General features: G+C 59.3%; 16 protein-coding genes. 1 reads left to right on the forward strand and 15 read right to left on the reverse strand.

The annotated features are described in order from the left end of the window. The 11 genes from AC5FXY_RS20630 to AC5FXY_RS20680 form a co-directional block, all read right to left on the reverse strand. Positions 1–384 (reverse strand): hypothetical protein (locus AC5FXY_RS20630; RefSeq protein WP_493558616.1); only part of this gene is annotated, 384 nt, incomplete at its 3' end. 55 nt (positions 385–439) lie between these two features. Beyond that, positions 440–814: a hypothetical protein gene (locus AC5FXY_RS20635; RefSeq protein WP_493558617.1), complete on the reverse strand. Its 375-nt coding sequence runs from the start codon at positions 812–814 to the stop codon at positions 440–442. Positions 815–919: 105 nt separating this feature from the next. Further along, positions 920–3,073, reverse strand: a complete 2,154-nt coding sequence (locus AC5FXY_RS20640; protein ID WP_493558618.1) for a dipeptidyl-peptidase 3 family protein — start codon at positions 3,071–3,073, stop codon at positions 920–922. An 89-nt stretch (positions 3,074–3,162) separates the two neighbouring features. Then, the gene (locus tag AC5FXY_RS20645; RefSeq protein ID WP_493558619.1) at positions 3,163–4,281 is read right to left on the reverse strand and encodes an AMP-binding protein; all 1,119 of its coding nucleotides are present in this window, start codon (positions 4,279–4,281) and stop codon (positions 3,163–3,165) included. A gap of 111 nt (positions 4,282–4,392) precedes the next feature. Next, on the reverse strand, positions 4,393–4,830 hold the full coding sequence (locus AC5FXY_RS20650; RefSeq protein ID WP_493558620.1) for a hypothetical protein: 438 nt from the start codon (positions 4,828–4,830) through the stop codon (positions 4,393–4,395). 746 nt (positions 4,831–5,576) lie between these two features. Continuing rightward, positions 5,577–7,700 (reverse strand): prolyl oligopeptidase family serine peptidase, encoded by a 2,124-nt coding sequence (locus AC5FXY_RS20655; protein WP_493558621.1) that lies wholly within the window; start codon positions 7,698–7,700, stop codon positions 5,577–5,579. Between the two features lie 372 nt (positions 7,701–8,072). Beyond that, a complete protein-coding gene (locus tag AC5FXY_RS20660; RefSeq protein ID WP_493558622.1) occupies positions 8,073–9,047 on the reverse strand; it encodes a sodium-dependent bicarbonate transport family permease in 975 nt (324 codons plus the stop codon). 195 nt (positions 9,048–9,242) lie between these two features. Then, positions 9,243–9,878 (reverse strand): class I SAM-dependent methyltransferase, encoded by a 636-nt coding sequence (locus AC5FXY_RS20665; protein WP_493558623.1) that lies wholly within the window; start codon positions 9,876–9,878, stop codon positions 9,243–9,245. A gap of 193 nt (positions 9,879–10,071) precedes the next feature. Further along, positions 10,072–12,312 (reverse strand): N-acetylmuramoyl-L-alanine amidase, encoded by a 2,241-nt coding sequence (locus AC5FXY_RS20670; protein WP_493558624.1) that lies wholly within the window; start codon positions 12,310–12,312, stop codon positions 10,072–10,074. A gap of 268 nt (positions 12,313–12,580) precedes the next feature. Continuing rightward, positions 12,581–13,594, reverse strand: a complete 1,014-nt coding sequence (locus AC5FXY_RS20675; RefSeq protein WP_493558625.1) for a hypothetical protein — start codon at positions 13,592–13,594, stop codon at positions 12,581–12,583. A 3-nt stretch (positions 13,595–13,597) separates the two neighbouring features. Beyond that, the gene (locus AC5FXY_RS20680) at positions 13,598–13,927 is read right to left on the reverse strand and encodes a DUF6370 family protein (protein ID WP_493558626.1); all 330 of its coding nucleotides are present in this window, start codon (positions 13,925–13,927) and stop codon (positions 13,598–13,600) included. A gap of 492 nt (positions 13,928–14,419) precedes the next feature. Between AC5FXY_RS20680 and AC5FXY_RS20685 the strand changes: the two genes are divergently transcribed. Continuing rightward, entirely contained in the window at positions 14,420–14,848 is a 429-nt protein-coding gene (locus tag AC5FXY_RS20685; RefSeq protein ID WP_493558627.1) for a response regulator, read from the forward strand. Between the two features lie 286 nt (positions 14,849–15,134). Here the strand turns inward: AC5FXY_RS20685 and menB are convergent, their stop codons facing one another. The 4 genes from menB to AC5FXY_RS20705 form a co-directional block, all read right to left on the reverse strand. After that, on the reverse strand, positions 15,135–15,956 hold the full coding sequence (menB, locus tag AC5FXY_RS20690) for a 1,4-dihydroxy-2-naphthoyl-CoA synthase (protein WP_493558628.1): 822 nt from the start codon (positions 15,954–15,956) through the stop codon (positions 15,135–15,137). Between the two features lie 115 nt (positions 15,957–16,071). Beyond that, entirely contained in the window at positions 16,072–17,922 is a 1,851-nt protein-coding gene (gene menD / locus AC5FXY_RS20695) for a 2-succinyl-5-enolpyruvyl-6-hydroxy-3-cyclohexene-1-carboxylic-acid synthase (RefSeq protein WP_493558629.1), read from the reverse strand. A 135-nt stretch (positions 17,923–18,057) separates the two neighbouring features. Next, positions 18,058–19,272 (reverse strand): chorismate-binding protein, encoded by a 1,215-nt coding sequence (locus AC5FXY_RS20700; RefSeq protein ID WP_493558630.1) that lies wholly within the window; start codon positions 19,270–19,272, stop codon positions 18,058–18,060. After that, positions 19,269–19,718, reverse strand: a complete 450-nt coding sequence (locus AC5FXY_RS20705) for a hotdog fold thioesterase (RefSeq protein WP_493558631.1) — start codon at positions 19,716–19,718, stop codon at positions 19,269–19,271. The genes AC5FXY_RS20700 and AC5FXY_RS20705 overlap by 4 nt, the downstream gene beginning before the upstream one ends. Between the last annotated feature and the right edge of the window lie 6 nt (positions 19,719–19,724).

Raw genomic sequence — 19,724 nt, forward strand, 5'->3', positions numbered from 1 at the left:
GTTTACCCCAGTGGAGGTGCGGGGGCGGCGCAGCACATAATAGCGGTTGCCGGTGGTTCCCTGTTTGCTGATGATGGGGGAACCGCTTTGCACTACTTGCAATACTTCCCATCCCAAGGAGCCCATGTAGTTCAGGGCGCTGATGGGCGTGGTAAATACCTGAAGCTTGCCTACTTCCAGCTTCGACAGCTCGGGGCCGCCCATCTTCTCGGAGCCGTAGCCAAAGTCGGCGTATATGTCTTTTTCCACCACGCGCACCTCGCAGTATTCGTAGCGAACGGCTTCAGGCGAGGGCTGAGATTGGCTGCGGGTTTGGGCCAAGGAGGTCGGCGCCAGCAAGGCTACGGCCAGCAGCGCGAATACGGCAGAGAAGAGGTTTTTCATAATACGGTGGAGTTGGCGGAGGAAAAGCGAAGAAACGAAAAAATAGTGCGTCTGCTTACCCTTGCGGTTTGGGACGCCGCAGCAAATAGTGTAGCTCGACATACAAGGTGCCCGTTTCGGGCGGAAGCACCGCTTGCTGCTGCACTTCCCAGCCTTGGTCCACCATGAATTTCAAAGCATCCATGTTGGAGTTGAACTGCTGCAGACCGGCCTTTTTCTCGCTTCTATTTAGCGTATCGTCGCCCAAGGACCGGCGCCCCCGGCCATCGGCGTACACCACCTTCACCGGCCCCGACACACGTCCTTCGCAAATCAGTGTGCAGTATTCGTAAGGCCCTGGCGCCACCGCCTGAGACGGGGCCGATTGGGCGGCGGACCGCAGGGCAGGGGCGGCCCCGAGCAGGAGCAGCGCAAGTAGTAGTGATTTCATGCGGATAGTGAATGGTGCGACAATTGAACCTCTGCCCCAGGGTGCAAAAAAAACGCCAACCACGGCAGTGGCTGGCGTTTTTTGCTGAGGTAGCGTGAGCAGTGCTTAGTTCACGTGGGGCAGAAAGGAGTACTTGCGGCCGTACTCCAGCATCTGCTGCGCAAAGTCCGTTGGGTACTCCAGCTTCACATCCACGATTTTGCCTTCGCGCTCCACCGGCACCAGCCGCGGCTGAATAAAGCCTTGGTACGGCGCAATGTTGAGCTTCTGGTAGCGGGCCAGCACTTCCTTGTGCAGCACCGGGTCTACTTTCACGCCGTAGTTTTCGATGAGGTTCTTCGCGCCGTTGTAGTCGCCTTCGCTCGTGATGCGCTGGGTTTCGCGCAAGAGCTGTCCGAACAGGCCGCGCAGCTTCTCGTAGTCGTTGATCTTAAAGTAGGTTTTGCCGTCGCGCGTCACCTTCTCGATGACCTTGTCCTTCTGGCCCTTTTCGTACACCCACTTGGCCACCATCTGGCGGTTGCGCATGTGCGCTTCCTCTACGGTTTCGCCCAAGGGCAGGCGCGTGAGCTGCACCATCAGGCCGTTGCGGATGTAGCCGTCGTACTCCGTTTTGCCTACTTCCAAGGAGGGAATCACGCCCATCTGCACCAGCTTGGGGTCCATCACGTAATACAGCGCCACTAGGTCGGCGCGGCCTTCCTCGATGGCCGAAGCATAGCTCTTCAGCGTCTCCTTGGGCGTGCCCACGCCTTTGTTGATCTGCCCCGAGGCGTGCCCGATTACCTCGTGCATGTCGGTGTGCAGCTTGCCGGCCAGCGAGCTGTACTGACGGGCGCGCTGCTTTTCGGCCTCGTCGAAAGCAAACTCGTCCAGCGAGCCGCCGGCGTTGGCTTGGTCGTAGGCCTCCACGATGTTGCCTAGATTCACCGACTTCGAGCCGTGCTCTTTGCGAATCCAGTTGGCGTTGGGCAGGTTTATGCCGATAGGCTGGGACTGAGATGCTTCGCCCGATTCCATCACTACCGTGATGACCTTGGCCGTGATGCCCACCACGTTCTTTTTCTTGTGCTCGGGCTTGATGGGCGAGTTGTCCTCAAACCACTGCGCCTGGTCGCCGATGGCCTTGATGCGCTTGGAAGCTTCCAAGTCCTTGAACGACACCACCGACTCGTAGGAAGCGCGGTAGCCCAGCGGGTCGCCGTATACCTCGATGAAGCCGTTCACCACGTCAGTGCGCGACTTCGTGTCGTGTACCCAGGCGATGTTGTAATCGTCCCACACCTTCAGGTCGCCGGTGCTGTAGTACTGCACCAGCTTCTGCAAAGCCAGCTTTTGCTCGGGCGTTTCGGCCACGTCCACGGCCTTGCTCAGCCAATACACCACCTGCGTAATGGCCTGGCCGTACAGCCCGCCCACTTTCCACACCTGCTCCACCACCTTGCCCGACTTGTCCTTCACGAGGCGCGAGTTCAGGCCGTAGGAAATAGGCGTTGTGTCCTTCTTGTCGATTTTCTTGGCGTAATAATCCTCAACTTCCTTCTGCGTCAGTCCTTGGTAGAAGTTGTTGGCTGAGGTCTTCACCAGGTCTTGGCCGGCTTCCTGATTTACGCGCTTGGCGTCCAGCGTCGGATCAAAAATGACAGGCGTGATGGCGGCGATAAACTGATCTACCGACTCGCCCGGCTGCAATGGCAGCGTCTTGGCATCGACGCTGCGCACCAGCTCGGCGAAGTATTCGCGCGAGGTTTCCGGCACGAATTTGCGGGTGCTGTAGTGGTGGTGCACGCCGTTGGAGAACCACACGCGCTTGGCGTACACGTTGAACTTCTGGGCCTGGTCTACCTGCTGCGTGTTGGTGGTAGCGGCCATGCGCTGCTGATTGGTTTCCCACACGGCCTCCAGGGTGCGGCGCACACGTAGGTTGTGGCGGTAGTTCTGGTCGTAAATGATATCCCGGCCCGCCAGGGCAGCTTCGTACAGGTAGTAGAGCAACTCTTTCTGCTTGGGCTCCAGCGTCTCGAAGCCGGGCACCTGATAGCGCAGCATGCGCAAGTCGGCAAACTGCTCGCTTACTACTTGAAAGGGTTGGTCCTTGACAGCCTCGGTGGCGGTTTGGGTGGCCATTGGGGCAGCTTCTGCGGCCGTTGAGCTGGTGGCAGTCTCGGTAGGGGCTTGGGTAGTGGCGGCCGAGCCGGCACAGCCGGCCATGCCCAGGGTTAGCAGCCAGGCAGTGGGCTGCAGGAAAGCATATTTCATTGAACGGGACAAAAGAGGGGGAGGGACGTCGTTGCAAAGCAACGCATTCGCCGCCGAACCGCAATTGGCGCGCCAAAACCAGTGTCGCCCTATAGACCCAAAGCGCTCAGCGTGCTGCGCCGGTCCAACTTGCCGGAGGCTGTTTGGGCAAAAGCTGTAACGTAATGCACCGCCCGCGGCAGCTCAAAACGGCCCAGCCGCTCGCGCAGCAAGGCCAGCACGGCTTCCTGCTCCGCTTCGCCCAGCGCCTCGCCCTCCACGATGGCGGTTACCCGCTGGCCCAGGCGCTCATCGGGTAAGCCCGTCACGAAAGCGCGGCGCCCCCCGTGGCCCAGCTCGGCAAGGGCTACTTCAAGCACTTGCTCGACTTTTTCAGCGGGTACTTTCACGCCGCCGGAGTTGATGACGAAATCGGCTCGGCCCAGCCACTCAAACAGGCTGTGATTGTCTTCGGCGAAGCGCACGAGGTCGTTGGTCTGAATCAGTTCCTGCTGGGTTACATCGCCCCGAATGGCCAGGCAGCCGCGCTTGTCCTGCTCCACGTGTAGGCCCGGCAGCACGCGGTAAAAGGGCGAGGCTTCAGGGCCGTTCAGGCGGCGCAGCGCGATGTGCGAGCAGGTTTCCGTCATGCCGTACGTGTGGTAGAGCGGCACCTGTAGGTCTTGGGTTAGTTGCGTAAGCGAGTGGTCCACGGCTGCGCCGCCAATGAGAATGGCCTTCATAGCTGCCAGGCGCGGGGCGTGGCCGTGCTCCAGCACCGCTCGTAGCTGCAGCGGCACGAATGAGGCAAAATCAAACTCCGCATCGGGCGGCAGCGCAGCAAACGGGTCGGCCACAGGCTCGGTGATGGTAAGGTGCAAGCCGTATTCCAGTGCCCGCACCAGCATCATCAGCCCCCCGATAAACTCACAATTCAGGCACACCAGCATGCGGTGTCCCACGCCCAGGCCCAAGTAATCCATGGTGCGCTGGGCACTGGCTACCAGCTGGCTGCGGCGCAGCGTGATGGGCTGGGGCGTGCCCGTGGAGCCCGAGGTAGTCAGCACAAATTCCTGCGCGCCGTTCAGCCACTCACGGCAAAAGTCCAGCACCCGCGCCTCGTAGCCATTTATTTCGCCGCCAGCGTGAGCGGGGTATTCCTGAATTTCAGCGTAGCGGTACTGGCGGCCGTTGAGCAGCAGGGAATCGGGGAGGGTGGTAGCGGCCATGCGGAAGGGGAAGTTGCGGTTGGGCAGAAGCTAGTTAGGCGAAACGGTAGACATGCGTGCTGGTTGCCTGGGCTTGGTCATGGTTCCGGTTGGGGCTGCGCTGCTGGGCTTTTACCGGGCTTTTGACAGCAGCCAGCGTTGGTAGCCGCGGGCTGTGGGCCAGGAAAGCGCGGCTAGGCCCATCAGTAGCAGGCCGTAATAGAATAGGTTGGTGGGGTCGTGGGTAGCTTGGAAAAGCAGCAGCGGCGGCAGTGCCAGCAGGCCTAGCATGCTGTTGTATAGAATCAGGCGGGAGCGAAAGATGCGCCGGTTTTCCCGAATGGGCCGCCGCAGATCGGGCAGCAGAAAGCGCGACAGCGTGTACAGGCTGCTGCCCACCATCAGTACCAGCAACGCTGCCAGCAGAATATACGGCCCAAGCGACGGGGTGGGGCCGAGAGCGCCGCTACTCATGCCTCGGCCAGACCACAGCACCACCACGGCCATGAGCAGGCCTTGCAGCAGGTATTGCACCACATGGATAAGCTGAGTCAGGCGGATGGATGGCATACGGGCACAGCAGCGGAATGGAAAGGACAAAACGAGCTGTCGGGCGTCACCGTCTCAACAGCAGAAACCGACCCTGAGTTGAGGCCAAAGGTGTAACTGCGGAATCAGACGGCGCTTTGCTGCGCATTACGCTGGGCTGTGCTAGAAGATGTGAGCAAGCGTTGCCTTATTCGCAAGTCAAAGTCTCCCTTAAGCCCCGCGAAAGTGCAGGCTTATTAGGTGATAATTCTGCCGATCTTGGTGAGCGAGGTCGACCGCGCGCAGTCTGTAAGGACTCACGCATTTTACACAACATATGGCTTTTAGAGTTACGCTTGGTCATCGTTAAGTTTAAGTAGTACGGATCCGATTCTCGCCTAAGTTTCAATCTAAACGCAGGTATTGCTGGGAGTTGATTACCATTGTTTCATCCGCCCAGAAGCGGCACATTATCGCGGCATTCACTTGCCGGTTTCATCTTTAGAATACCAAACAAAGCTTCTTGAATCGTGGCAGTGATATTTCTTTAGCTTCCTTTCCGAAAAGCGTGCAAATGTCTTGTCAGGAATTCTCACAACTCACACCCGACGGCCACTGCATGGCAGTAATGAAGATCTGAGTACTAGGGCGTAAGCCGGCTGAATTACTACCCACCCTAACCGGCCTACTTTACACATAAAAAAAGCCTCGTTCTACTCCGAACGAGGCTTTTCTGTGCATGGCCGCAGCAGGTGCGGCTTATCTTTCAGCGGTACTCGCTGCTGAGATTAATTGGCAATGTTGTAGGGCACGCCCATGTTCTGGAACATGAAGGCCCACTTATCGGTCTGCTCGCTGATGACCTGGGCTGTGGAACGGCCCGCGCCGTGACCGGCATTGGTCTCAATACGAATCAGCACCGGAGCAGGTCCCTGCTGCATCTCCTGGAGGCGCGAGGCAAATTTAAAGGAGTGCGCCGGCACCACGCGGTCATCGTGGTCGGCAGTGGTTACGAGGGTGGCGGGGTAAGAGGCTGGCTTCAGGGCGTGATAAGGTGAGTACTTGTACAGGTACTCAAACATCTCCTTGGAGTCCTGGGCCGTGCCGTAGTCGTACGACCAGCCCGCACCAGCTGTAAACTGGTTGTAGCGCAGCATGTCCATGACCCCCACGGCCGGGAAAGCCACTTTGAACAACTCGGGGCGCTGCGTCATCACGGCGCCTACCAGCAGGCCGCCGTTCGAGCCACCCGCAATAGCCAGGTAGTCCTTCGACGTGTAGTTGTTCTTGATGAGGTACTCGCTGGCCGCGATAAAGTCGTCGAACACGTTCTGCTTCTGCATCTTGGTACCCGCTACGTGCCACTTTTCGCCGTATTCGCCGCCGCCGCGCAGGTTGGCTACGGCATAGATGCCGCCGTTTTCGAGCAGCACGATGTTGGAGGTGCTGAAGCTGGGCGTTACGCTACTGTTGAAGCCACCATAGGCATAGAGTAGCGTGGGGTTTTTGCCGTTCAGGGCCGTGCCTTTCTTGTAAGTGATAATCATCGGCACGCGTGTACCGTCCTTGGAGTTATAAAATACCTGCTTCGACTCATACTTACTGGGGTCGAACTGCACGCCGGCCTTCTTCCAAACGGTAGACTTGCCAGTGGCAATGTCATACTTGAAAATCGTGGGCGGGTAGATGTAGGAAGTAAAGGTGTAGTACGTTTCCTTTTCTTCTTTCTTGGTGCCGAAGCCGCCGGCCGTGCCCACCGAAGGCAGGGCGATGCTGCGCTCCTTCTTGCCATTCATGTCGTACTGCTCGATCAGCGAGGTAGCGTCCTTGAGGTAGTTGGCGAAGATTTTGCCGCCGCCGGTGGTGGCATTCAGCACGTTCTGAGTTTCCGGAATCAGGTCTTTCCAGTTGGCGGGTGTGGGGTTAGCCGCGTCCACGGTTACCACACGGCCGTTGGGCGCGTTCAGGTTGGTTTCGATGTAGAGCTTGCTGCCCACATTATCGAGCACGCTCACGATGCTCTTCTCATTGTCGACTACCGGCACGATGGCGCTGCCCGGCTTACTCAGGTCCTGAATGGACAGCTCGCGGCCAGCCGTAGTGTTGCCGCTGCTGATGACGAGGAACCGCTCGTCTTCGGTGAGGTAGGCGCCAATGTAGCGGCGGGGCTTCTGCTCGCCGCCAAAAATCAGCTTATCCGTGCTCTGGGGCGTGCCGAGCTTGTGGTAGTACAGCTTGTGAATCTGGGTTTTGCCGGCCAGCTGGCTGCCCGCCTTCGGCTTGTCGTAGCTGCTGTAATAGAAGCCGTCGTTGCCGCGCCAGGCCAAGCCCGAAAACTTCACGTCCTTCAGTGTGTCGCCCACGATGGTTTTGTTATCGGTGCGCAACACAATCACCTTGCGCCAGTCGGAGCCCCCCTCCGAAATCTGGTATGCGGCCAAGCTGCCGTCCTTTGTGAAGCTGATGCCAGCCAGTGAAGTGGTGCCGTCTTTGGAGAAGGTGTTGGGGTCGAGAAATACTTCCGGCGTGCCGTTGCCTTGTTGGCGGTACACCACCGACTGGCTTTGAAGGCCTGTATTCTTCGAGAAGTAGGTGTACTTGCCTTCCTTGTACGGCGCGCCGTACTTCTCGTAGTTCCAGAGCGTTTCAAGGCGCTTCCGGATGGCGTCGCGGTAAGGAATCTGGCCCAGATAATTCTGGGTTACTTTATTCTCTGCCTGCACCCACTCTTTGGTGTCGCTGGCTTGGTCGTTTTCCAACCAGCGAAACGGGTCGGGTACGCGGGTGCCAAAGTACACGTTGGTGGTGTCTACTTTCCGGGTTTTAGGGTAAGGCAGCGTTTTGATGGCGCTTTGGCCATACGCGTGTCCGCCTAGCAGCAGTAAGGCAAGGGGAGTGAAAAGGCTTCTCATGAGTCGGTTGGTGGTTGGACGAGGAACAAGCGCAGGGATTTAACCGAAGGAACCCGCTAGCCCCAAAATGCATATCCAAGCATAGACAACAGTAGAACTTCATGAGTTGCAACTTCCGCGCATCCAGAATTATTAGGGGCTTACTTCCGCCTGCAACACTGTCACCATAATTAGTCAACAACGCAACCGCTAAGTATCCTCTCCAACTGTAGGAAGGGTGAAACTGGTGGCTTCTGCGCTTCGCTCGTCCACCAGTTGGTGTAGATACTTAGCGGTTGATCTTAAAACCTGGTAAAGCGGAAAACGAAAGCTTACTGCTTATGGAGACATCATGTCCTGTACCAATAGATTACAACGGAGGGCTGTAAAAATCTATGAGTGCTGCACTACGGCAAAATACAGCGGCATGCCCACAGTAATGTTGATAGGGAACGTGACTCCCAGAGCCATCGGGATGTACAGGCCAGGGTCAGCTTTGGGCGCGGCCAGGCGCATGGCGGCTGGCACGGCGATGTAAGAGGCACTGGCCGCCAGAATGGCAAAAATGAAGCGGTTGCCCACGCTGTCGGTTACGGCATGGCTGGCAGCGGCCACCAGGCAGCCGTTGAGGACCGGCACCAGCACCGCAAACGCCGTCACGAAGCGGCCGTAGCGGGTGAAGGCCGAAAAGCGACGGGCCGTAACCATGCCCATTTCCAACAGGAAGATGGCTAGAAAGCCCTTGAAAATATCGGTAGTGAAAGGCTTGATACCATCGGCCTGTTTGGTGTCGGCAATCAGCCCGATCAGCAGGCTGCCAAGCACCATCAGCACGCTGCCGTTGGTAAACGAGTGCTGCACAATACCGAGCAGATTGGTTTGGGGCGCTTCCGACAGCGTGGTGGGTGCTTCGTAGCGCATCATCAGGATGACTCCCACAATGATGGCCGGCGCCTCCATCAGCGCCATTACGGCCACCATGTGCCCCCCAAAGGAGAGTTGCTGCGCCTCCAAAAATGACACCGCCGACACAAACGTGACGGCACTAACCGAGCCGTAAGCGGCCGCAACAGCACCCGCGTCGCTGATGCTCAGCCGCCGTTTCAGCACCAAGAACGTGTACAAAGGAATCAGCGAAGCAACGAGCAGCCCAAAGCCCAGGGAATACAGGATTTCGGTGCTGAACGGGCTGTGCGCCAACTCCTGCCCGCCCTTAAATCCAATGGAGAAAAGCAGGTAAAGCGAGATGAACTTGATGGTGTGCGGCGGAATCTCCAAGTCGCTCTTGACGGTGGTGGCCACGATGCCCAGCACGAAGAACAGTAGGGTCGGGTTGGTAAGGTTGGAGAGGAGTAGCTGCGAATCCATGCAAAAGCGGAAAAAATGGCGGGCACCAAGCTTCTTCCTAGTCGGCCAATGCTGGGTACGGCGGCTTATGCGCAGCACCCCAGCACGGGCCCGCTGTCGGCGAGCTGTGCTAACGGGGCGCAAATAAGCAATAATAGTAATGCTATTATAAGTGTTAGTTTAACTTTTTTTTGCTTGGCTGCTCCTGCTTAGACCTCAGCGTTTGCAGGCCAAGCCGATCAAATGAATGGCTGCAGAGCCGTCGGCTTTGGAGAACAGTTTGCGTTCGGTGTGCAGCTGCTTCAAGCCCGAAGCCGCCAGTTCTTTCCCGAGCCATTCTTCTTGGTGGTAATACACGTAGGCTTTGTGCTGGCCATTGCTGCTGGTTTCATAGCCCGATTGACCGTAGTCGCCTTCGATGACGCTATAGTAGAACAGCCCGCCTGTACTCAGTAACCCGGCGCAATCCTGGATCAGCTTGGTGCAGTCGGGCCGCGAGAGGTAAGGCATGCAGAAGCCGCACACGATGCCGTCGAACGGGCCGGCAAGCTGATGGATAACCCGGCAGTCCATTACTTCAAAAGTCGCTGCAGGCACGTTCTGGCGGGCCAGGGCAATCATGCCGGGGGCAAAATCAATGGCCTCGATCTGAAAATCAGGGCGCCGCGCGAGCAGGTAGCGGGTGATGTTGCCGGGGCCGCAGCCAATCTCAAATACGCGGGCTCTTGGCTTGCTGAGTTGTTGGCAGAAGAGTTCGTAGGTGTCGTTGTACAGGTCCAACTCCATGAACCGGGTCTGATACGCGGCGGCCTGCTGATCGAAAGCGTTTGCGGCTAGTTGATAATCATCCATAAAACCAGTGTAAGTAATGCCCCGGAAGCTAGGCTAGGTCCGACGCACAAGTGCAGCCATGTTCGCCTAGGACAATTAGCAAAGAAAAGCGCTACCTAAACCGACTGCACCCGCCGGGCAAGGCAGCCAAAAGCAACGGCCCGGCCTGCTTTAAGCAGACCGGGCCGTTGGGGTCGGAGAAAACCAAAAAAGGCTACTGAACGAGCAGCTTGAGTGACTGCACGTGGGTGCGCAACTGTACCGTCATCACGTACACGCCGGGGCGCAAATTGGTCGGCAGGGCATACTCCAGCGAGTGATTGGCCCTGAATTCACGGTTGCTACTCGCCCCGATGGGCCGGCCCTGCGTGTCGCGCAGCAGTAGCTCAGCCGGGCCTTCGTAACCCGTGGCCGTGAGCCAGACCTTGCCGCCAGCCTCGGCGGGGTTGGTCATTTTCACGAGGGGCTGTTCGGGCTGCGTCTTGCTGCTCGCAAAGGTCGGGGCAGCAGTGGTGCGCCAGGGCGTCGACTGCGTGGAAACGCGCAGCGTGTAGGCCGTGGTGCTGTTGGCGCTGTTGTAGCCGTACACCTTTACGTAGTAAGTGGCCGAAGGCGCGCTGTTGTAGATAATCGTTTCCGAGTTAGAGCTGGGATTGGTGGAAGAATACAGCAGCGTGCCGCTGGCATTGTACAGCTCCAGGTCGTAGTCGGCCACCAGATTGGTGAGCGTTACCTTGAGGTCGTCGTTGGTGGTAGTGCTCGAAAACTTATACCAGTCCACGTCGCCGGCCGGGCACACGTAGGCCGTGTTGTTCACGTTCACCCCGATGCCCGCCGCGGCAGTCAGCGTTTCGTTGGCTTCGTAGCTGTCGGTGGGGCAAGAGGAGCCACCGCCACTCGAGGTCCAACTGGCCGCGAAGCCGGGGCGCGTGGTGGCGCAGTCGCTACGCAGCTCCAAGAACATCTTGCCCGAAGAGGCCACAAGCTTTCCAGGGTTGGTGGTGCCCGAGTACTTGCCGATCAGCGGCGCTTGGTTGCTGGAACCGTCGTACACCAGCAGGTGGTCGTAGTTGCTTTCCAGGTCGAAGCTGCTGAACGTTAGGGTAACGCTGGTGGCGCCGGTCGGTGCAATGAGCTGGCACTGCCGCACGTCGTTGGGGTAGTTGGCAGCGCTGCCGCCTGCGTCGTACAAGGTGCCCGAAGCGGCGGAGTAGGAAGTCGCGGCTGGCGAGTTGTTGACGAGCTTATAGAACCGCTCCCAATCCCAGTTCACGCCGGGGTCGGTGTGCGTCTGGTTCGGGTAGTGCTGGTGGCCTTTGATCTTGACGCAGGCACCCGTGCTGAAAGTGCCGGTAGTGGCTGCTCCGTAGAAGGTGCGCAACCCGCTGATGCCGTAGCCGCTGCCCACAATATCGCGCGCCAGCGCCGCCGAGCTATTGTACATAGCCGTGGTGTACCACGAGGCATCGTTTACGTAGCCCTCGTGCTCCGTCCCGATGGTGTAAGGATTCTCTGAGCCGATGTGCCAGGCCTTGTTGGATTCAGCCACCATCTGCGTCACCTGCCCGTCGCTGGAGCGGATTACATAGTGCGCCGAAACGCTGGACGAGCAGTTCTTAAACCATGAAATACAGCCCGCATACGAGCCTTGTACAGTGTGCACCGCGTAGTGCGTGACGGCCACTCCACTGCGTGAGCTGTAGTTGCAGGTCGTGAAATTGGTGAGGGCCGGGCCGTAATCGGTGGAAGTCGTAACGGAGTACGTGGAGCCGGCCGGGTCGTACTGCTGCCCGTCGGCCTCCACGCTGCGCTCGGAGACCTGCGTAGTGCCCGCACTCAGAATGCGGTAGTTGGCCCCAAAGATGACCGGCAGATTGAGTTGGTAGCTGGGAAAGCGGTAGCGCTGCTGATTCTCAGCCTTGTTCAGAAACGTCAGCACGCTGTACAGGTGCGAGTCCAGCGCATAGCCGTTCACGGCGTCTTTTTCCAGCGGCAGTTCGCTCAGGGCAATCAGCACGGGCAGGTGGCGGGCAGGATCTTCGGAGGTCAGGTTCCGCTCCTCGGCCAGCTTGGCATAGGCCGCAGCGTAGGCCAAAATGTTGCTGCTTGGGTCGTTTTTGATGCGTTCTTCGCTGATGCCTGAAAGCCGGGCTACCAGGCGCAAGTTCTCGCGGAAGTAGCCTCGCCCGTCAGCAAATAGTCCCATTACTCCCGACGGCAGCGGCATGCCCGTGCAGCTTGTCGGCTCAGTGGCCTCGATGTGGCGGATGTGGGTTTGGGTGTACGCGACGGCCTCGAGCATGCCCCGTGGAATTACCGGGTATTGCTGGTAAGCATTGGCAAAAGCGGCCGCGTACGGCACCTCTGTACTAGTGCTCTGGCCCGGTTCGGTCTGGGCCTGGAGCGTAGGGGACAGGCATAGTAAGCCCGCCCACAGGAGTAGGTTTTTTTTCATGAATAGAACGGTGGTAAGGTGTTTGGTTTGGTGGGGGTAAAGTACTGATAAGCTGGAATTATACAGCCTGTAAAAAGCTTATTTTCAATAACTGTCACCCTCACTTGTCTAGGCCCACCAATTAGTGGGATACTAGGCCGTGGATAGTTGAGGATAGGAAAGTCAATTTGCCGCGTAGACAGCTTTGAAGAGGGTAGCAACAGTCAAGCACCTCCTGGCCAGGCAGGCGCTGCTAGGCTAATAAGAGTGAGCTGGAAGGCAGACGGTGTTAGCGCTGGTAGTTGCTGAGCAATACTTCCTGCTGCAGGCGCAATTCCATGAGCTGCTCTATCCGGTAAGCATCGTCCTCCAGTCCAAATCGGTCCGCCAGGTCCACGAGGTTGTTGCGGGTATCGGGCGTCTCCCAGTCGAACAGGGCTGGGTACAGTTCAGCAAATGATTCGGTGGGCGGAAGCCGCAGGGAATAAGGGCTGACATGCAGATCGAGTAGCGCAAGCAATACCTGCAGGGCGTGGGCCTGCGCGGCTTGGTCGGTTATCTGTCGTACATCGGTGTACAGACCGCAGAAGGTCAGGCCCAGAGTGCGCAGGCCGTGGTAGGCGTAAGTGCGCGTACCAGTGCCGCTACCGTGGGCCTCCCAAGCGGGACTGAACAGGGCCTGCTTGAAATAGGCAGCCCCATCAGACCCGCACAGCGAGAAGCCGAGCAGGATGCCCGCGTTGCAGTAGGTGGAGCAGTACTCCGTGCCCGATTCGTACAGCTTCGCCAACACTTCCGCCCGCTCGGGCAGCTTGCTTACCAGCGCCGGAACGAACTCGGGAAACAGGTTTTTGCCATAAGTGGCTTCGATGGCTTCCCGGATGGTCGGCTCTAGCTCCTCACAATCGAAGTGCAGCAGACCCAGGGCGGCGTGCTTGGCTTCGTAGTAGCACACCGGGCCGAATGCGTAGCGCACCAGCAGGGGTTTGATGGCCGCGTAGCCGAGCTGGGCAATGGTGGTCAGTACTTCCGGCGGCGCATCAGGGTGCAGCTCGCCAGCCGGGCAGCAAGCTTCGTACAAAGCCTCGGCGAAACTATCGTCGCCGAACCGCTCGAACACGGGCAACAAGCGGGAATGATCGAAGTCAAACGGCTGCTGCAGGTACTGCGCTAGCAAAGGCCGGGCATCGGCCGCACTACCGCGGAGTAGCACTGCGTTGGTTTGCGCCTGCAGCACGGCGCCGGTGCGCTGCTCCTTGGGGCGCTGCAGATGGGCCAGCAAATGGTGGCTGGTAGGCAGCATAGGTTAGCGGCCGGTGGCCACCGAGTCAGGCAACAGGCGGAAATGCGTAGCCACGAAGCGGTTCTTGACCACTTGTCCGCGCACCTCGGCCCGGCGAATGGCATTGCAGAATCCGTCGTTGGCGTGGGCGTCGCCGTGCGAATCGATAGACGTGCCGTCGACGAAATACGCCTTGTCACTGATGCGTACGGCCAAGTCACAGCCCTTGCCGGGCAGGCCCAGGCGGCACTGTCCGCAGGACGCTTCCACCACCTGCGTAGCCGGCGGCGTGGTTTGGGCCAGGGCCGAAACCGTAAGGCCGAAGAGCAGCGGAAGTAGGGCCAATCTTTTCATGGGAGCAAAGCTAACGGGACCAATTCGAAGTTTCTCTTACGCAACCAGCCCAAAAAAGGCCCGCATCGGTGCTGCGGCAGGAAACCGAAAGCCGCTGTCACGCGGATCAGGTTTCGAAGAATCGGGTTTGCGCTTGTCGAGTAGTGCGTTCCTCTTTTCCTCCGAGGAGGAGTGGAGCGGAATAAGACTACCGGCCCGCCATGCGTCGAGGTGCAGGCCTGGTATTCAGGACTTACGGTTCAGGAAATGCAGAGCAACGGCAAAGAAATCGAGTTGGCTTAACTAGCGCGGTTGCCCGACGTGTTGAGCTCTTTCACAGCCTTGGGGAGGGCCGCGGCATGTTCAGCGTCAAGGGTTAAAGCAATGTGAAGGTGCCGGTGGTCATAGCGAAATATGGAATCAGGTCAGTACCAGTGCCACTTTTTACGTACACTTTCCCAGTGCTGTAGCTAGCCACACCTAGCGTCTTCCTTCTTTCTCATCCTTTCCTGCATGGCTTCCGTCTCCTGCACCCTGCTCGTTGACGATGACGAGACGACCAACTTCCTGAACCAATCCTTGCTGCGCCGCATGGCCATTACCGATACGGTGTTGGTCGCAACCGATGGTCAGCAGGCGTTGGAGTTGCTGCAGGAGCATTGCGGGCAAGATACTGCGCCCACCTGCCCGGCCCTGATTCTGCTCGACATGAAAATGCCCCGGATGAACGGTGTCGAGTTTCTGCAAGCGTATGCCCAGCGCCCCCCGTCCCAGAATCCTGCTGTGGTCATCATCATGCTCACCACCTCCCTGAATCCCCAGGATGTAGTTCAGATGCAGAACCTGCCCATTGCCGGTTTCCTGACCAAGCCCCTGACCCGCGAAAAACTCCAGCAGGTCATTCAGGAGCATTTCAACGCGCCTTCTCAGGAAGTCAAATAGCCAGTTGAGCAGAGCGTTCAGGAAGCTGCAGAAGATGACCCCGGTCGTTGCCTTCCAGCTACCGGGTTGCCGGGCGTTTTGCAATCGACACGTCAATCTGCAAGCCCTCATCTGCTCTATGGGTGGGGAACTGGGAACGAGGCTGGGCAGCCACCCCAAAAAAACGGACCACCTTTACCACTTACACTCCCGATGCTTCAGTAACGCATATAGGCTTATCGGCCGCAAAACACAAAAGGCCCGCACAAATGCTGTGCGGGCCTTTTTTACAAGCGAACCAACAAGCTTACGGAAACTTCGGAAACTTCGAGAAATCGGGCTTGCGCTTCTCCAAGAAGGCGTTCTTACCTTCCTTAGCTTCCTCGGAGAGGTAGTACAGCAAGGTGGCATTGCCAGCCAGTTCCTGAATGCCGGCTTGGCCGTCGAGTTCTGCGTTGAACGACGACTTGAGCATGCGCAACGCCAGCGGGCTTTTCTCCAGCATCTTGAAGCACCACTGCAAAGTGGTTTCCTCCAGTTGCTCCAGCGGTACCACTTTGTTTACAAGGCCCATATCGAGGGCTTCCTGGGCGTCGTACTGGTCGCAGAGATACCAGATTTCGCGGGCTTTCTTCTGGCCCACGATGCGCGCCAGGTAAGAGGCGCCAAAGCCGCCGTCGAACGAGCCTACCATAGGACCAGTCTGGCCAAAGCGGGCGTTTTCGGCCGCGATGGTCAGGTCGCACACCACGTGCAGCACGTGCCCGCCCCCGATAGCCCAGCCGGCTACCATGGCCACCACAGGCTTAGGAATGGAGCGGATGAGCTTCTGCAGGTCCAGCACATTCAGGCGCGGTACGGTGTCCTCGCCCACGTAGCCGCCGTGGCCGCGCACGCTCTGGTCGCCGCCCGAGCAAAAGGCCCGGCCGCCTTCACCAGTCAGAATAATCACGCCGATGTCGGTCCGGTCGCGGCAGATGTGCATGGCCTCAATCATCTCCTGCACCGTGAGGGGGGTGAAGGCGTTGTGCACCTGCGGACGATTGATGCTGATTTTGGCAATGCCCTGGTATTCGGAGAACAGAATCTCCTTGAATTCCTTGATGGGCGTCCAGGTTACTTGGGACATAGAAGGGATGTTGAACTCAGCGGCCTCTGCGAAATTACCAACGTCGTTTGTGGGCTAAGTCGTTGGCGACGTTGAGGCTCGCAAAGCGTGTAGATGATTTTGCAAAAGGCGCATGTTAGGAAAAAGAAGTGCGCACGGCGGCGCGGTATTGTTCGAAGAAAGCAGCGTTGGTGGCCGAGTCGGTGGTGATTTCCAGCACGGCCGCGTTGCCTTTGGTTACGGGTGCAAAGAAAACCGGTAACACCTTATCTAGTTCGGTCCAGGAGTTGGCAGTGAAGTAGCGCAGGCTAAAATCACGGGCTGTGTTTTCAGCCGTGAGCTGCTGGCGCGTTTCAAAAAACTCTTCCAGCTCCGGCTGCTGCCGCGGCCCTTCAATCAGTCGGAAGATACCGCCCGCGTGGTTGTTGATGAGGATGATGCGCAGATTCGGCGTCGGGTAATTATGCCAGAAGGCGTTGCGGTCGTAAAAGAAGGCTACGTCGCCGGTAAGCAGCACTACCGGGCGTTCCGGCGCGGCCAGCGCCGCGCCCACGGCGGTAGAATTGCAGCCATCGATGCCGCTGGTGCCGCGGTTGGCAAATACTTCGATAGCGCGGCCTGTCGGCAGCCCCAGAATGTTGGCGTAGCGCACAGCCATGCTGTTGGCCAGGTGCAGTGCGGTGCGGTCGGGCACCTGCTGCAGCGCCCGGTGAATAGCGGTAAATTCGTTGAACGGCGGCTTGGGCTGCGCCATGAAATCGGCCAGGAAATCGGTGGCCCAGCCATTGGCGCGCCGCCAAGGCGTAGTGAAGGCATCCTTGGGGGCTATGGCTTCGCCACGAGCGGTACCGGGACCTTCCCAGGTTAAGCGGGCTTTAGCCTTTTTTTCGGGCGCTGCCGCAGCATTAGAAGTACCTGCTGAGTCCGGCGCTTCCGCCGCAATATCCCCGCCCATCAGTGCCTGAAAAAACGCGGCCGGCTCCATCCGAATGATGCGCGTGAGCGAGCGAAAAGTATCGGCTACCGCTCCAGCGGGCTGCACGTGCCAGTGCTGCTGGGGCGCATATTCGCGCAAGTAGTTTTTGAGCGCTTTCGAGATGAGCGACTGCCCGAAGGTGATGAGCAGCTCCGGCCGCAGCGCTTCCTTTAGCCCCGGCTCTGGCACGGCCATGAATACATCCTGCCGGCCCAACGGCGCGCTGAGCACGTCAAAATCCGGGCCTACGGGTAGGTGCAGGTTAGCAATCAGGTCGCCCACCACCGGAATTTGGTAGGCTGCGCCGAGGCGGCGCAAGGCCAGCAGCAGCGGCTCGTCGGCGGGATGCTGCCCGGCCACGACGAGCACGCGCTTGGTCTGCCGCAACTGTCGGCGCAGTACGTCCAGCTCGCCCGCCGGCAACTGCGGTGCCCCCGCCACTTCGCGGCTGATGCGCACGGCTTCGTACTTGATTTCTTCGCCCGCGGCGGGGTAAAAAGGCTCGCGCAGCGGCACGTTTACCTGCACCGGGCCCGCCGGCAGCTCTTGGGCAATATTGATGGCTTCGTTTACCAGCCGCGCCGCGTGCCACTTGGCATCGGCGTGTGAAAGATCGACCGGAAGCTCAAACGCGGCCTTGGCATGACGGCCGTAGAGGTTGGTTTGCCGGATGGTTTGGCCATCGAGCTGATCAATCCATTCCGGCGGACGGTCGGCGGTGAATATTACCAGCGGAATCTGCTGAAAAAAAGCTTCGGCCACGGCCGGCGCGTAGTTCAGCCCCGCCGTACCGGAAGTGCACACCAGCGCCACCGGCCGCCGTTGCACCTGGGCCAGCCCCAGGCCGATGAAGGCCGCAGCGCGCTCATCGGGCACCACGCGCACGCGCAGCTCGGGGTGGCGCGCAAAGGCAATGGTGAGCGGCGCCGAACGCGAACCGGGCGACAGCACCACGTCGGTTATGCCATGTTGGGCGCAGATTTCGGCGATGTTATGAATGGGCTGAAGCATTTTCAGTCAGAAAATGGGAATGAAGAATTCAATACTGGCAGCCTACGATAAACCGGCATTACTGCAAAACGTAACTGAACTGTAAGCCGGGTCGCGCTCAGCTAGGCAGCGAGAACTGCCCCAATATTTAGCTCTCTATTGTGAGTGAACTTCATCCAGCACCGAGCCCACCGTGCGCAGTTTCATTTCTGTTTCCTGCCATTCCTTCGTCGGCTCCGACTCCGCCGTCAGGCCTGTGCCAGCATACAGAATAGCCTCATTGGGCCTTAGCTGCATGCAGCGCAGGTTTACGAAAAGGCGCGAAGTACCGGGCCCGGGTAGATTCACCGGCCCCAGGAAGCCGCTGTAGTAGGTGCGGTCGTAGCCCTCGTGACGCTGCAGGAAGTTGAGCGCCGTCTCGCGGGGCATGCCGCCTACGGCTGAAGTGGGGTGCAGCAGGCGCAACATGTCGGTAGCGAAGGTGGGCGAGGTCACGCGTTTCAGATCAACCCGAAACTCCGTGCGTAGGTGCAACAGGTTACCGGCCTGCACAGTTCTGGGGCCGGTTTCGTCGTAGTCGCGCAGGCGCAGCTGCTTAAAGCAGCTCACGATGTAGCGGGCCACCAAGGCCTGCTCTTCGATGTCTTTTTGCCGCCACATCGCCGAGTTAGCGGTGATATCGGGCGTGAGTGGCTGAGTGCCGGCCAAGGCCATGGTCCGGAACTCAGCCCCGTCGGTTTCTACCAGCACCTCGGGCGTAGCACCCAACCAAGTGCCGGCTTGCGGCGCACTCACCAGCGACACAAACGCCCGTGGGTGCTGCTGACACAGCGCGTCAAACGCCTGCAGCGTATCGAAGCCTGAGGGCAGCGGGCACCGTGCGGCGCGGCTCGATACCACTTTGGTCATCTGCCCGGCACGGATGGCGCCCACGCCTCGCGCCACCAGCGCCTCGTACTCGGCGCGGTCGGCGGTGGCCGGCAGGGGCTGTGGGCTTGCGTGCCAGGCCAGTTCGGGCGGCTCGGTGGTTTCGTGCAGCACGCGTTGCACGGCGGCTACGGCCTCGGGTGGCAGGGCGTGTGAAAGACTCAACTGCTGGCCGGCCGAGAGGTCCAGCACGGCATCAGCCGGCAGCAGCAGGGCCTCGGCGGTGTCGCTGTCCTGGAAAGGGTAGAAGGCAAAGCCAGCCGGGGCCGTGGGCTCCAAGGCGGGTGGCAGGCCCGAGAGGTGCAGTGGGCGCAGGCTCAAGAGCAGCACCGGCGCGGTGGCGTTGGGCAGGCGCCAGAGGGCCACCGAGCCTTCGTGCCGCAGCGCCAAGGCCGCCAGGCGGCGCACGGTGGCGTGGGCGGCGGTTTCGGCTACGCGGCTCACGACTGCGAGGCTTTGCCCGCCGGAATGTCAATCACGGCCATCGTGATGCGGCTGACACACACCAGCGCATCGGTTTCTTCGTGCCGGATTTTGATTTCCCACACGTGCGTCATACGGCCGACGTGAATGGCTTCAGCCCGCCCAATGACGTAGCCCGAACGCACGCTTTTGAGGTGATTGGCGTTGATTTCCAACCCCACGCAGGCCTGGCGCGTACGGTCTACCTGCAGCACAGCCCCAATACTGCCCAGCGTTTCGGCCAATGCCACCGAGGCGCCGCCGTGCAACAGGCCCATCGGTTGATGGGTGCGGTGGTCGACGGGCATCCGGCCCTCCAGCATCCGCTCGCCCACGGCGGTGATTTCAATGCCAAGATGCTCGCCCATGGTGTTGCGGCACCAGACGTTGAGTTCGGCCAGGGAAGGTTGGGATTGGGCAGGCAGCATACGCGT

The organism is Hymenobacter sp. FMD4, from assembly GCF_058932745.1.